Origin of the sequence: Rhodococcus sp. Q, assembly GCF_005503035.1 — a bacterium.
Lineage (GTDB): Bacteria > Actinomycetota > Actinomycetes > Mycobacteriales > Mycobacteriaceae > Rhodococcus_G.
Genome location: NZ_SCOY01000038.1, coordinates 33,592 through 47,737 on the forward strand (window position 1 = coordinate 33,592; position 14,146 = coordinate 47,737).

Sequence of the window (14,146 nt, forward strand, 5' to 3'; positions counted from 1 at the left end):
GTGTTTCTGCTGATGGGGGGCGCGAATCAGATGATCTTCTGACCGACCAGGTAGGACGCGATCTGGTTGCCGCCCTCACCCTCGTCGGTCACACGCTCACCAGCGGTACGCGGGGGCTTCGGGGTGGACGCGGTGACAGTGGTCGCGGCGTTCGCGACACCGAAGATGGACGGGTCCAGGCCGATCTCGGCGAGCGTGAGGACCTGCACCTCCTTCTTCTTCGCGGCCATGATGCCCTTGAAGGACGGGAAGCGCGGCTCGTTGATCTTCTCGGTGACCGAGACGATCGCGGGCAGCGGAGCCTCGAGCGCGAAGACGCCCTCGTCGGTCTCGCGCTCGCCGGTGGCCTTGCCGTCGGCGATGGTCAGCTTGCGCAGGTGGGTCAGCTGCGGCAGGCCGAGGTACTCGGCGATGATCGCGGGGACAGCGCCTGCGCGGCCGTCGGTGGCCTCGTTGCCTGCGATGACCAGCTCGACGCCCTCGATCTGACCGAGCGCAGCGGCCAGCGCGTACGAGGTCTGGATCGCGTCGGAGCCGTGCAGCGCGGGATCGTTGAGGTGGATGGCCTTGTCGGCACCCATGGACAGCGCCTTGCGGATGGCGTCGGTGGCGCGGTCGGGACCGGCGGACAGCACGGTCACCTCGCCGCCCTGGGCCTCCTTGATGAGCAGGGCTTCCTCGACGGCGCGCTCGTTGATCTCGTCGAGCACGGCATCCGCGGCCTCACGGTCGAGCGTGAAGTCACCGTCGGTGAGCTTGCGCTCGGACCAGGTATCGGGAACCTGCTTGATCAAAACGACGATGTTCGTCATGGGTCTTCGTCGACCTCCTGTGTCAGTTCTCAGCGAGCGGCTCCGCGGTGGCCGAGCTCTCGGGTATTCATCTACTTCGCACGATGACCGTGCGCCAGATTACAACACGCTAAGCTACTGGCGGGTAACTTAGCGGGGAATCACCTTCACCATAAGACCGAAAGGCGGCTGATCCGCTGTGATCTGGACCACCCCGGCACGCACTGGAACATGTGGCAGTAATCTCGCAGCGGTGAGTGACACATCTGTTCCGACCGCCGCGACCGACGATCATGCGCCTCTGCCCCTCACGGGCGAGCGCACCGTCCCCGGCATCGCCGAGGAGAACTACTGGTTCCGCCGCCACGAGGTGGTCTACCAGCGACTCCTCGGACGCTGCGCCGGTCGTGTCGTCCTCGAAGCCGGGTCCGGAGAAGGCTACGGCGCCAACATGATCGCCGACGTCGCCGAACTCGTCATCGGCCTCGACTACGACACCTCCGCCGTTGAACACGTGCGCGCCCGCTATCCGCGGATCGACATGCGACAGGGCAACCTCGCGGATCTGCCGCTGGACGACGCGAGCGTCGGCACCGTCGTCAACTTCCAGGTCATCGAGCACCTGTGGGATCAGGCACAGTTCCTCGCCGAGTGCTTCCGGGTCCTGGCGCCCGGCGGCGAGCTGCTGATCAGCACCCCGAACCGGATCACCTTCTCCCCCGGTCGCGACACGCCGCTCAACCCGTTCCACACCCGTGAACTCAACGCGGCGGAACTCACCGAACTGCTCGAACAGGCCGGTTTCGAGGTGACGACCATGACGGGCGTGCACCACGGCCCGCGGCTGCGCGACCTCGACGCCGCCCATGGTGGCTCGTTCATCGACGCACAGATCGACCGCGCCCTCGCAGGCGAGCCCTGGCCCGACGACCTGGTCCGCGACGTGGAGTCGATCACCGTCGACGACTTCTCCCTCGACCCGGCCGACATCGACGCCAGCCTCGACCTCGTCGCGATCGCCCGCAAACCGGAAGCCAAGGAATGACCACGCCACGCGCCACCGAGCAGCAGCCGGGCATGTTCGCCCTGGTCTTGCACTCGCACCTGCCGTGGCTGGCGAATCACGGCCGGTGGCCGGTCGGCGAGGAGTGGCTCTACCAGTCGTGGGCAGCCTGCTACCTGCCGCTGAGCCGGGTCCTGCGCACCCTCGCGGACGAGGGCAGGCAGAACCTGCTGACGCTCGGTATCACCCCGGTGCTCGCGGCGATGCTCGACGACCCGCACAGCCTGTCCGGCATGCACCACTGGCTCGGCAACTGGCAGCTCCGCTCGCACGAGGCCGCGCTGATGCCGGACGACGCCCGACGCGAACTGGGCGCCCGCGAGCACCGGCTCGCCGCGCAGTCCCTCGCCGAGTTCGAACAGTCGTGGGCGCACGGCGCGTCGCCCGTCCTGCGAAAGTTCGTGGACGCCGGAACGATCGAACTACTCGGTGGACCGCTCGCGCACCCGTTCCAGCCGCTCCTGCACCCGCGCCTGCGCCGCTTCGAGCTCGCGGAGGGACTCGAGGACGCGAAGATGCGCTGGGGCACCAAGCCTTCCGGCATCTGGGCACCCGAGTGCGGGTACACCCCCGGCATGGAACGCGAGTACGCCGAAGCCGGGATCACCCACTTCATGGTCGACGGACCGTCACTGCGCGGCGACACCTCGGTGGGCCGCCCGGTCCGCGAATCCGACGTCGTGGCGTTCGGCCGCGACCTGCAGGTCTCGTACCGGGTGTGGTCGCCGAAGTCGGGCTACCCGGGCCACCCCGCCTACCGCGACTTCCACACCTACGACCACGACACCGGCCTCAAGCCGTCGCGGGTCACCGGGAAGACCGTCGACTCGAAGGACAAGGCCCCCTACGACCCCGCGCTCGCGGCCGCGGCCATCGACAAGCACGTCGAAGACTTCGTCGACACCGTCGTCGACCGGATCCGCAGCGAGCGTGCGCGCACCGGGCGGGACGCCCTCGTCGTCGCCGCATTCGACACCGAACTGTTCGGACACTGGTGGTTCGAGGGCCCGCAGTGGCTGGAGAAGGTACTGCGTGCGCTGCCCGAGGCGGGTGTGCGCGTCGGCACCCTCGCGCAGGCCCGCGCCGACGGGTACGTCGGCGAGCCGGTGCAACTCGCCGACTCGTCGTGGGGCAGCGGCAAGGACTGGCGGGTGTGGGCAGGCGACCAGGTCTCCGACCTCGTCCAGCTCAACTCCGAGGTCGTGGAGACCGCCCTCGATACCGTCGACAAGGCCCGGGGCAGTGCCCGCGCGCCGGGACGTCCGGAACTGCGCGACCGCGTCAACGACCAGATCCTGCGCGAGGCGATCATGACCGTCCAGAGCGACTGGGCATTCATGGTGAGCAAGGACTCCGCCGCCGGATACGCCCGCGAGCGGGCCCACAAGCACGCACACGCCACCAGGGAAATCGCCGAGGCGGTGGCATCCGGGCATCCCGAGCGCGCCGGCCGGCTCGCAGACGGCTGGAACCACGCCGACGGACTGTTTCCCGGACTCGACGCACGCCGACTGCCCGACGACGTCACCCCAGGGAGTTGAGATGAGAGTCCTGATCGTGTCGTGGGAGTACCCGCCGGTGGTCGTGGGCGGCCTCGGCAGGCACGTCCACCACTTGGCGACCGAGCTGGTCAAGGCGGGGCACGAAGTCGTCGTGCTCTCGCGCAGGCCGACCGGAACCGACTCGTCGACTCACCCGACGATCACCCACATCTCCGACGGCGTCCTCGTCGTCGCGGTCGCAGAGGACCCCGCGCACTTCGTCTTCGGCGAGGACATGCTCGCGTGGACCCTCGCAATGGGACACGCGATGGTCCGCGCGGGCATCGGACTGGCCCGCCCCGGCATCGGCGACGGCTGGCGGCCCGACGTCGTCCACGCGCACGACTGGCTCGTCGCGCATCCCGCGATCGCGCTCGCGGAGTTCTACGACGTCCCGTTGGTGTCCACCCTCCATGCCACCGAGGCGGGAAGGCACAGCGGCTGGCTCTCCGGGACCATCAACCGCCAGGTCCACTCCGTCGAGTGGTGGCTCGCCAACGAGTCCGACTCGATCATCACCTGCTCCGCGTCGATGGAGGACGAGGTGACCGAACTCTACGGACCGAACCTGTCCCCGGTCACCGTGATCCGCAACGGGATCGATGTCGCGACGTGGACGTACCGTGAGCGGGCTCCGCGGTCGGGGCCGCCGCAACTGCTGTTCGTCGGAAGGCTCGAGTACGAGAAGGGCGTGCAGGACGTGATCGCCGCCCTGCCCCGGATCAGGCGCAGCCACCCCGGCACGACCCTCGCGGTTGCGGGCGAGGGCACGCAGTACGAGTGGCTTCGCGAGCAGGCCCGCACGCACCGCGTACTGCGGTCGGTGAACTTCCTCGGCTCACTGGACCACACGGAACTGCTCGGGTGGCTGCACGGTGCCGACGCCATCGTGCTGCCCAGCCGGTACGAGCCGTTCGGCATCATCGCGCTCGAGGCGGCGGCGGCGGGAACGCCGCTCGTCACGTCGACGGCAGGTGGCCTCGGCGAGGCGGTGGTGGACGGCGCGACGGGGTTGTCGTTCCAGCCGGGCGACGTCGACGGGCTGACGTCCGCAGTCCGCGAGGCCCTGGACGATCCCGCCGCCACACAGGAACGGGCGCGTGCGGCCCGCGAGCGGCTCACCGAGGACTTCGACTGGCACCAGGTGGCCCTCGACACCGCGCAGGTGTACCTCAGTGCGAAGCGGCGCGTCCGGCATCCGCTGGCGCGGCCCGACATCCCGCAGCGCCCCCTCCCGGGCCGGTAGGCATTCCGCGCCCGTGAGTCCTGTCGGTCCCGTGACGGGACCGACAGGACTCACGGGCGGCGGCAGCCGCCTATCCCGCTGCTGCGGCCTTCTTGCGCGCGATGTCCTCGAGGGCGGCGATGTACTTCGCCCGATCCTCGGCGCCTGCCTCCCACGACTCCTTGCGGTTCTTGACGACCTTCGCGGGCGCACCGACCGCGATGCTGTAGTCCGGCACCACACCCTTGACGACGGCGTGCGCGCCCAGGACGCAGCCGCGCCCGGTGATCGTGTTGCGCAGGACCGTCACCTTGGCGGCGATCCAGGTGTCGGGGCCGATCCGGACGGGGCCCTTCACGATGCCCTGGTCCTTGATCGGCGTGTTCACGTCGTCCATGCGGTGGTCGAAATCGCAGATGTAGCACCAGTCGGCGACCAGCGTCGAGGCACCGATCTCGATGTCGAGGTAGGTGTTGACGACGTTGTCCTTGCCGAAGACGACCTTGTCGCCGATGCGCAGCGAGCCCTCGTGGCACCGGATCGCGTTGCCGTCACCGATGTGGACCCACCGGCCGATCTCGAGCCGCGACAACCCCGGCGTGGAGTGGATCTCGACCCGCTTACCCAGGAACACCATGCCGCGCAGGATCACGTGCGGGTTGGCGAGCTTGAACTTGGCAAGCCGGTAGTACCGCACCAGGTACCACGGCGTGTAGGCCTTGTTCGCGATCACCCATCGCAACGAGTCACGGGTCAGGAACTTGGCCTGGTCCGGGTCGGTTCGCCGGGATCCACGCCACCTCGTGCGCAACGGAGCGCCCCACATGCTGGTCATAGGGGAACAGACTACGTTCACCCATGGTGAGGTCGGTCACGGCCCAGGCCTTGCCCGACGTGATCGAGACCGCTGAGCATCAGCGCGACTACGACCGCACCCACCACCACCACGGCGACGGCGAGTGGCGACCCGGTCAGCACCCCGACGAGGACGGTGCTGCCGATGATCAGTGCGATGACGATGACCGTGCCGGCGCGGGGCGCTGCCAGGAGGTGGTCGACGTCGCGATCCATCGCAGGCGTCGTGGCTGTCGCGGCGTTCGTCACTGCCGATCCCATGAATACATTTCAACACACTTCACGCGAATAATTGATGCGACGGAAATATTAACAATTCGAGACATTTGCCAGGCATATAAATTGCGAAAAGATAACGACACGGCACAAGATTTGTAACCGACCGTAATTCGCGGACGTTCGAACGCATCCGGAGCATGCCGGCAATGCCGTACCCGGACAGGTGCGTGGGTCACACCTGCACGCCCGATAGTGTGCACCGAACGAAAAACACACGAGGAGTGATGCATGCGGCGGGTCGTACGGTCGACAGCAGTGGCACTTGCGACGGTCTCCGCCCTGGTGACGGCGGGCTGCGGAAGCGACGCCCAGGTCGCAGGCATCTACTCCCCCGGCGGCTGGCCGGGAATGCACGCCGACGCCCGCAACAGTGCCACCAGCCCGGTCACCGGATCCCGGTCCGTGTCGCCTGCCTGGTCGCGGCCGCTCGGTGCTCCGGCCGCGACCTACGCCTCTGTCGCGGCGACCGGTCAGATCTTCGTCACGACGCGCGACGAGATCGGCTGCACCCTCTGGTCGTTCGATATCGACAGCGGCCGCAAACGCTGGTGCACGCGACTCGGCCCCGGCTCCGCGCTGTCGACCCCACTCGTCGACAAGGCCACGAACGTGTACATCGGCGAAGACGGCGCGATGAACTCGTTCAACGATCACGGCCAACTTCGTTGGCGGACCATCGTGAGCGGAACGCCGGTCTCGGCGCAGTTCACCGGCGACGGAAACCTGTTGTTCGTCACGCATTTCGGAGTCGTGTCGATCCTGAACCCACAGAACGGCCGTGAGGTCGTTCCCTCCTACCAACTGATTCCGGCACCGACGGCCGCTCAGGCCCAGAACGTGCCGCTGGTCCCCGCCGCGCAGGGACTCGACAACTGCTTCCTCGGTTCCCCGGAATGCCCGGTGTCGCACCCACCTGCGATCGACCTGTCCTCGGGACGGTTCTATCTCACCCTCTGGCGGCCGGGGACGCCGCGCAGCCAGCTGGTCGCGATGCGGTATGCGGACGGCGTGCTGACCGAGGAGTGGTCCACCGACGCCCTGCCCGGCGGCGCCACGTCCAGCCCCGTCCTGTCCGCGGACGGGTCGACGGTGTACGTCAACGACAACGAGCGCGCGCTGTGGGCTCTCGACGCGCTCAGCGGCGAACCTCGTTGGCACCACGACATCGGGTACACCGCGGCGGCCGGGCCCTCGATTTCGGCGGACGGCCTGATCATTCCGGCCGGTGGACGCGACGGTCGCCTGCTCGCACTGCGCGACAACGGCGATACCGCCGAGGTGTCGTGGGAACGGACGGATCTACTCCAGCTCGGCGTACCGGCGCAGACCGCGGGCAGCACGGGCTACACGGTCGTCCGCGAGGGCACCGACGGACTCGCGATGCTCACCTTCGACACCGCGACCGGCGAGACCGCTGACCAGGACATCCTGCCCGGTGCAACGGGATTCACGGTCGGTACGTCGATCGGCCCAGACGGCGAGGTCGTGACGCCGACCCTGATCGGGGAACTGTTCGTCCTCAAGCCGTAGCGGGCGCGGCGTACCGAACCACTATCGCTGCAGCGCGGTGCTGCCTCCTCCGGGTGCGTCGCGCTGACCAGCTTCGCGTAGCAGTGGTCGCGGTCCACGGCCGGCCGGTCGGTGTTCGCCTGTGCGCGAAGGGCGTCGAGGCTCGCGGACTCGGCATCGTCCGAGACCGGACGCACGAAGTAAACGCCCGCCGAGTCGGGAATCCGAAGGCCCCGAAGGAAGCGGTGGAACAGGCGCGCCGGAACACCATCGGGCACTGCGGCCGGCCGTCGCCGCCACCCCGAATGCCCATCCGGGGCTTCTGGAGTGGCTCGCCGCACTCGGCGAGCCCGACGTGGACCGTGCCATCGACCTGAGGAAGGCCACCGCGAGGCGCTGATGCTCTCTCGTCCCAGAGCCGCGCGGCGCCGCCTACGCGGGAATGGACGGAATCAGGGTCGCGCGGGCGTAAACGGTCTCGCCCTCCTTGAGCTGCAACGCCTCGCTGTCACCACGGGTCACCTGAGCGGCGAACAGGTCGCCGGTGGCGGCATTGCGGAGTTCGACGCGCACCTCGAATCCGAGATGGACGACTCGTTCGACGGTGGCGCGGGTGACGCCCGCCGACTCTGCGGTGCCCGCCTTCTGCGCCACCGCCATGCTGGGGTCGCGGCCGACCCGGATGTCGTGCGGACGCACCAGCTGACCGTTCAGCTTCGCGACAGGGCCGAGGAACGACATCACGAAGTCGTTCGCCGGGCTGTCGTAGAGATCGCGAGGCGTACCGACCTGCTCGATCCGGCCCTTGTTGAGCACGGCGATCCGGTCGGCGACGTCGAGCGCCTCCTCCTGGTCGTGCGTGACGAGCACGGTGGTGACGTGCACCTCGTCGTGCAGGCGACGCAGCCAGGTCCGCAGGTCCTCCCGGACCTTCGCGTCGAGCGCGCCGAACGGCTCGTCGAGGAGCAGCACCTGCGGATCGACCGCCAGCGCCCGCGCCAACGCCATGCGCTGCCGCTGACCACCGGAGAGCTGCGCCGGGTAGCGATGCTGGAAGCCGTCGAGCCCGACGATCCCGAGGAGTTCGTTGACGCGCTTCTCGATCTCCGCCTTCGGCCGCTTGCGGATCTTGAGGCCGAAGGCGACGTTGTCGCGCACCGTCATGTGCTTGAACGCCGCATAGTGCTGGAACACGAATCCGATGTCGCGCTTCTGCGGCGGTACACCGGTGACGTCCTTGCCCGCGATGGTGATGGTGCCGGTGTCGGGGTGTTCGAGTCCGGCGATCGACCGCAGCAGCGTCGACTTGCCCGAGCCGGACGGTCCGAGCAGCGCCGTGAGGGACCCGGACGGGATGTCGAGCGAGAGGTTGTCGAGGGCCGCGAAGTCGCCGTAGTTCTTGTTGGCGCCGATTACCGAGATCATGCGTTGCTCCTCTTGCGGTCCAGCAGCGTCATCAGCAGCAGCGTCACGAGGGCGATGCCCATCAGCAGCGTCGCCGCGCAGTACGCGCCGTAGGTGTTGTGGTCGTCGATGTAGCGCGAATGCACCAGCAGGGTGAGGGTCTGGGAGACGCCGGGGAAACCGGACGACACCATGATCACGGCCCCGAACTCGCCGAGCGAGCGGGCCACGGTGAGCACGATGCCGTAGGTGAGGCCCCAGCGGATCGCGGGCAGGGTGATCCGCCAGAACGTCTGCCACTTCGACGCACCGAGGGTCGCGGCGGCCTGCTCCTGCTCGTCGCCGATCTCGTGCAGAACCGGTTCGACCTCGCGGACCACGAACGGGAGCGTCACGAAGATCGTCGCGAGCACCATGCCGGGCAGCCCGAAGATCACCCGGAATCCGAGACTGTCGAGCCCTCCGAACCAGCCGTTGACGCCCCACAACAGGATCAGGGACACACCGACGACGACGGGTGAGACCGCGAACGGCAGGTCGACAACGGCTTGGACGAGGCCACGGCCGGGGAACCTGCCTCGCACCAGTGCGAGTGCGGTGACGACACCGAAGATCACGTTGATGGGCACGACGATCGCGACGATGAGCAGCGACAGGTTCAGCGCCGAGATCGCCGCGGGGGTCGAGATCGCCTCGATGAAGGCGACGATCCCGTTCTCGAAGGTGCGCCACAGGATCACACCGATGGGAACGAGGAGCAGGAGCACCAGGTAGCCGAGTGCAATCACGCGCATGCCGAGCCGAGCCGGCGTCGAGACGTTCACTCGGACTGCTCCTCACGTCGCTGGGTGCGGCTGGCGAGGAGACGGAGCACCAGCAGCGTGACGAACGCGATCGCCAGCAACGCCACCGACACCGCGGCGGCGTTGACGGGTCGGTCGATCTCGATCTGCTGCTGAATGTACTGCGAGGTCACCTGCGTCTCGCGCGGGATGTTGCCGCCGATGAGGACGACCGAGCCGTACTCACCGATGGCCCGCGCGAAGGCCAGGCCCGCACCACCGATGATGGCTGGAGCCAGCGTGGGGAGCACGACCTTGCGGAAGATCGTCCAGTTGTCGGCACCCAGGGATGCCGCCGCCTGCTCGACGTCCTTGTCGAGTTCGATCAGCACCGGCTGCACCGAACGCACCACGAACGGCAGGGTCACGAACGCGAGCGCGACGATCAGACCCGGCTGGGTCGCGTTGAGCTGCACGTCGATCGGACTGTTGGGCCCGTACAGCGAGAGCAGCACGATGCTCGCGACGATGGTCGGCAGCGCGAACGGCAGGTCGATCAGCGCGTTGACGACTCGCTTGCCGGGGAACTCGTCGCGAACGAGAACCCACGCGATCAGGGTGCCCATCACGACGTTGATGAGCGCCACCACCACGGACACCCACACGGTCACGCGCAGCGACGCGAGTGCCGTCGGGCTGGTGACGGCGTCCCAGAATCCACTGATGCCGTTCTCGAACGAGGTGACGGTCAACGCAGCGAGAGGCAGCAACACGATGACACTGAGCCAGAGCATCGTGATGCCGATGCCGAGGGGTCCGACCGTTCCGGTGACGGTGAACCACCGCCGACGACGACGGGGAGCAGGTGACTTCACCGGGGCGGAGGCGCCGGTCTCTTGGGTGTCCGGGGCGGACGGCATCTCGGACACCGATCCCCCCGTCGTCGCGGTAGTGGTCATGGTGAGACTACTGGCTCGCTGCGTCGTAGATCACGGCGATCGACCCGGTGTCCTTGGCGAACAGCGAGGCGTCAACGGCCTTCCAACCGCCGAGATCGGCGATGGTCCACAACTTGGCCGGGGCCGGGAACTCGTCCGCGAACTCCGCGGCGACGGCAGGGTCGACCGGACGGAAGCCGGCCTCGGCCCACAGCGTCTGGCCCTCCGTGGTGTAGAGGTAGTCGTTGAACGCGGTGGCCTGCTCGAGCACCTTGCTGTTCTGGATGACCGCGACGGGGTTCTCGATCTTGAAGGTGACCGGCGGGGTCACGTGTTCGACCGGATCACCGTTGCGCTCGGCGAAGATGGCCTCGTTCTCGTAGCTGAGAAGCACGTCGCCGGTGCCCTGGAGGAAGGTCTCGGTGGCCTCACGACCGGACTTCGGCTGCACCTTCACGTGATCGGTGACGAGCGCGTTGACGTAGTCGAGTCCGGCCTGGGGGTTCGCGCCGCCCTCGCTCTTCGCGGCGTACGGCGCGAGGAGGTTCCACTTCGCCGAGCCGGAGCTGAACGGGTTGGGGGTGACGACCTCGACGCCGGGCGCGAGAAGGTCGTCCCAGTCGCGGATGTTCTTCGGGTTGCCCTCGCGGACGACGATGGTGACGACGGAGCCGAACGGAATTCCGTTGTAGGCGTTCTTGTTCCAGTCCTCGCTGACGAGGCCGGCGTCGACCAGCCGGGTGATGTCGGGTTCGACGGAGAAGTTCACCACGTCGGCCTGCGCGCCGTCCTTGACCTTGCGCGACTGGTCACCCGAGGCGCCGTAGGACTGCTGGAACTGCACGTTCGCACCCTCGTCGGTGGCCTGGAACGCGGGAATGATCTTGTCGAAGCCCGGCTTCGGCACCGCGTAGGCGAAGAGGCTGACGGTGCCGCCACTGCCGTCCGCCGCGCCGGTCGCGTCGGCGCCGACCACGTCGCTCGATCCGCCACTGCACGCGGTCAGCGCAACGGCCCCGGCGGTGAGGGCGGCGGCCAGGAGGAGGCCGGAACGGGAAATGCGGGCACGAACACTCATCGAGATATGCCTTTCGAGGATTCGCCGGAATGCGGCGAAAATTCGGGTGGTCGTCGAGACCGCCGTGAACGCCGCGGCCGATGGGCAGCGGATCACGGTCATCAGATTGGGAGGGTGCCCGCTGCGTGGGGCGAACCGTCCGGGCGCGACGGCGCCGGCTCAGTCGATCAACGACAGTCGATGTCGGCGACTGCGAGCATGCCGACAGCGATCAACGCCAGTTCATGGCGGACCTGGTGCGCGGCAGTGACAGACACGCGGGCGAATCTAGCAGAGCAACTGGATCCGAATCCAACCGGCAGACCACCCTGCGGGATCACCGCGTGAAGAGCCACCCGATGAGAACCAGAATCAGCAACGCGATCAGCATGAGGGTGACGCGAGAACGAGGCATCAGCGGTCACCGACCGTGACGTCGGCGGACACTGCAACGCGGTCCCGTCCGAGCAGTGCGAGAACCCGGGCGAGCGCCACGTCGAAGAGGCTCGCGCACCCGTACGCGAGGGGCAGTGCGACGACCATGACCAGCAGCAACTGCGGCACGTAGGGCAGCCCACTGAGCCACAGTTCCAGTCCGTCCCACCACTCGGCGATCGCATTCACGCACCCAACCCTACGCGGCGGCTCCAGCAGTGGACGACGACGCCCGGTGGGCACAGAATGTGCAGATGACGGCCACCGAGCACGAGGCGGCCGGACCTGGTCCGGCCGCGTACGACGACCTGCCTGCCAATCTGCCCGCGTTGGTCGAACGCCACCATTCGCGCCGCAGCCCGTTCCCCCCGATCGACGACTACGCCTTCCTGTCCGATTGCGAGACGACGTGCCTCATCGCTCGCAACGGCGCCGTCGAATGGATGTGCATTCCGCGCCCCGACTCCCCCAGTGTCTTCGGGGCGATCCTCGATCGCAGCGCCGGACACTTCCGGATCGGCCCGTACGGCCAGAATGTTCCCGCCGCCCGCCGGTACCTACCCGGCGGACTGATCGTCGAAACCACGTGGCAGACGGATACCGGTTGGCTCATCGTTCGCGACGCCCTGGTGATGGGACCGTGGCACAACAACGACGAGCGGTCTCGGAGCCACCGGCGCACACCGACCGACTGGGACGCCGAGCACATCCTGCTGCGCACGGTGAAATGCGTCAGCGGCGTCGTCGAACTGGAGGTGAGCTGCGAGCCCTCGTTCGACTACCACCGCGTACCCGCGAAGTGGGAGTACACCGGCAAGGTGTACGAGGAAGCGACCGCGACGTGCACCGGCAGTGCCCTCGGCGAGCATCCGACGCTGCGCCTGACCACCAACCTCAAACTCGGACTCGAAGGGCGCGAGGCGCGGGCACGGACCCGGATGAAGGAGGGCGACAACGTCTTCGTCGCCCTGTCGTGGTCGGACCTCCCGGCACCACAGACCTTCGAGGACGCCGCGGCGAAGATGTGGACCACGGCGGAGTGCTGGCGCCAGTGGATCACCATCGGCACCTTCCCCGATCACCCGTGGCGCGGCTACCTGCAGCGCAGCGCCCTGGCGTTGAAGGGCCTGACGTATGCACCCACCGGCGCACTGCTCGCCGCGTCCACGACGTCGCTTCCGGAAACCCCTGGTGGAGAACGCAACTGGGACTACCGCTACGCCTGGGTGCGCGATTCCACCTTCGCACTGTGGGGCCTGTACACACTCGGCCTCGACCGTGAGGCCAACGACTTCTTCGCCTTCATCTCCGACGTCTCGCAGTCCGAGAACGGCGGCCCGCACCCACTGCAGGTGATGTACGGCATCGGCGGCGAGAAGACGCTCGAGGAATCCGAACTCGACCACCTGTCCGGGTACGACGGCGCGAAACCCGTCCGGATCGGCAACGGCGCCTACAACCAGAAGCAGCACGACATCTGGGGCACCATGCTCGACTCCGTCTACCTCCACGTGCGCTCCCGCGACCAGGTCCCGGACGCTCTGTGGCCACTGCTCAAGAGGCAGGTGGAGGAGGCCATCGAGCACTGGCGTCAACCCGATCGCGGAATCTGGGAGGTGCGCGGCGAACCACAGCACTTCACGTCGTCGAAGGTGATGTGCTGGGTGGCCCTCGATCGCGGAGTCAAGCTCGCCCTCCTCCACGGCGAGGAGGGGTACGCCGAGCGGTGGTCGGTGATCGCGGACGAGATCAAGGCCGACATCCTCGAGCACGGCGTCGACGAGCGCGGCGTCTTCACCCAGCGCTACGGGCACCCGTCCCTCGACGCGTCCCTGCTTCTGGTGCCGTTGCTCCGATTCCTCCCCGCACACGATCACCGGGTCCGTGCGACCGTCCTCACGATCGCCGACGAGCTGACCGAGGACGGACTCGTGCTGCGCTATCGCGTGGAGACCACCGACGACGGACTGTCCGGCGAGGAGGGCACGTTCACGATCTGTTCGTTCTGGCTGGTGTCGGCACTGGTCGAGATCGGTGAGCTGTCACGGGCCAAGCACCTGTGCTCGCGACTGCTCGGCTACGCGAGCCCGCTGAAGTTGTACGCGGAGGAGATCGACACCCGCTCGGGCAGGCACCTCGGCAACTTCCCGCAGGCGTTCACCCACCTGGCACTGATCAACGCGGTCGTGCACGTCATCCGAGCAGAGGAAGCGGCTGCGACCGGCACATTCCAGCCGGCGCACTCCCCCACCTGATCGGCCCGCCCC

General features: G+C 67.8%; 15 protein-coding genes. 6 read left to right on the forward strand and 9 right to left on the reverse strand.

The annotated features are described in order from the left end of the window. Window positions 1-26: 26 nt before the first annotated feature. Window positions 27-812 (reverse strand): electron transfer flavoprotein subunit beta/FixA family protein, encoded by a 786-nt coding sequence (locus tag FFS72_RS23275; protein ID WP_050067025.1) that lies wholly within the window; start codon window positions 810-812, stop codon window positions 27-29. Between the two features lie 232 nt (window positions 813-1,044). On the opposite strand from FFS72_RS23275, the gene FFS72_RS23280 reads away from it, so the two are divergent. The 3 genes from FFS72_RS23280 to FFS72_RS23290 are packed head-to-tail and all read left to right on the forward strand — an operon-like array spanning window position 1,045 to window position 4,641. Further along, entirely contained in the window at window positions 1,045-1,836 is a 792-nt protein-coding gene (locus FFS72_RS23280) for a class I SAM-dependent methyltransferase (protein ID WP_137876165.1), read from the forward strand. After that, window positions 1,833-3,395, forward strand: coding sequence for a 1,4-alpha-glucan branching protein domain-containing protein (locus tag FFS72_RS23285; protein WP_137876166.1), 1,563 nt, complete (start codon window positions 1,833-1,835; stop codon window positions 3,393-3,395). Before FFS72_RS23280 ends, FFS72_RS23285 begins: the two co-directional genes overlap by 4 nt. A gap of 1 nt (window position 3,396) precedes the next feature. Then, window positions 3,397-4,641, forward strand: coding sequence for a glycosyltransferase family 4 protein (locus FFS72_RS23290; protein WP_137876167.1), 1,245 nt, complete (start codon window positions 3,397-3,399; stop codon window positions 4,639-4,641). A gap of 70 nt (window positions 4,642-4,711) precedes the next feature. Here the strand turns inward: FFS72_RS23290 and FFS72_RS23295 are convergent, their stop codons facing one another. Both FFS72_RS23295 and FFS72_RS23300 read right to left on the reverse strand, forming a co-directional pair. Further along, window positions 4,712-5,455 (reverse strand): acyltransferase, encoded by a 744-nt coding sequence (locus FFS72_RS23295; RefSeq protein WP_137876168.1) that lies wholly within the window; start codon window positions 5,453-5,455, stop codon window positions 4,712-4,714. A gap of 17 nt (window positions 5,456-5,472) precedes the next feature. Beyond that, window positions 5,473-5,736, reverse strand: a complete 264-nt coding sequence (locus FFS72_RS23300) for a hypothetical protein (RefSeq protein ID WP_137876169.1) — start codon at window positions 5,734-5,736, stop codon at window positions 5,473-5,475. A gap of 246 nt (window positions 5,737-5,982) precedes the next feature. Between FFS72_RS23300 and FFS72_RS23305 the strand changes: the two genes are divergently transcribed. Together FFS72_RS23305 and FFS72_RS27155 are read left to right on the forward strand one after the other, a co-directional pair. Further along, entirely contained in the window at window positions 5,983-7,284 is a 1,302-nt protein-coding gene (locus FFS72_RS23305) for an outer membrane protein assembly factor BamB (RefSeq protein WP_137876170.1), read from the forward strand. Window positions 7,285-7,405: 121 nt separating this feature from the next. Further along, window positions 7,406-7,663: a variant leucine-rich repeat-containing protein gene (locus tag FFS72_RS27155; RefSeq protein WP_502704151.1), complete on the forward strand. Its 258-nt coding sequence runs from the start codon at window positions 7,406-7,408 to the stop codon at window positions 7,661-7,663. Between the two features lie 32 nt (window positions 7,664-7,695). Here FFS72_RS27155 and FFS72_RS23310 read toward each other — a convergent pair whose 3' ends face one another. From FFS72_RS23310 to FFS72_RS23335, 6 genes are all read right to left on the reverse strand, one after another. Next, window positions 7,696-8,688: a sulfate/molybdate ABC transporter ATP-binding protein gene (locus tag FFS72_RS23310; protein ID WP_137876171.1), complete on the reverse strand. Its 993-nt coding sequence runs from the start codon at window positions 8,686-8,688 to the stop codon at window positions 7,696-7,698. Further along, on the reverse strand, window positions 8,685-9,461 hold the full coding sequence (gene cysW / locus FFS72_RS23315; RefSeq protein WP_137876178.1) for a sulfate ABC transporter permease subunit CysW: 777 nt from the start codon (window positions 9,459-9,461) through the stop codon (window positions 8,685-8,687). The genes FFS72_RS23310 and cysW overlap by 4 nt, the downstream gene beginning before the upstream one ends. A 26-nt stretch (window positions 9,462-9,487) precedes the next feature. Then, window positions 9,488-10,369, reverse strand: a complete 882-nt coding sequence (cysT, locus tag FFS72_RS23320) for a sulfate ABC transporter permease subunit CysT (RefSeq protein ID WP_137876179.1) — start codon at window positions 10,367-10,369, stop codon at window positions 9,488-9,490. 46 nt (window positions 10,370-10,415) lie between these two features. Beyond that, window positions 10,416-11,465 (reverse strand): sulfate ABC transporter substrate-binding protein, encoded by a 1,050-nt coding sequence (locus FFS72_RS23325; RefSeq protein ID WP_137876172.1) that lies wholly within the window; start codon window positions 11,463-11,465, stop codon window positions 10,416-10,418. 167 nt (window positions 11,466-11,632) lie between these two features. Further along, a complete protein-coding gene (locus FFS72_RS27070) occupies window positions 11,633-11,722 on the reverse strand; it encodes an Ms4533A family Cys-rich leader peptide (RefSeq protein ID WP_317698979.1) in 90 nt (29 codons plus the stop codon). A gap of 136 nt (window positions 11,723-11,858) precedes the next feature. Further along, window positions 11,859-12,068: a hypothetical protein gene (locus FFS72_RS23335; RefSeq protein ID WP_050067016.1), complete on the reverse strand. Its 210-nt coding sequence runs from the start codon at window positions 12,066-12,068 to the stop codon at window positions 11,859-11,861. A gap of 65 nt (window positions 12,069-12,133) precedes the next feature. On the opposite strand from FFS72_RS23335, the gene FFS72_RS23340 reads away from it, so the two are divergent. Continuing rightward, window positions 12,134-14,134 (forward strand): glycoside hydrolase family 15 protein, encoded by a 2,001-nt coding sequence (locus FFS72_RS23340; RefSeq protein ID WP_249353480.1) that lies wholly within the window; start codon window positions 12,134-12,136, stop codon window positions 14,132-14,134. Window positions 14,135-14,146 lie beyond the last annotated feature (12 nt).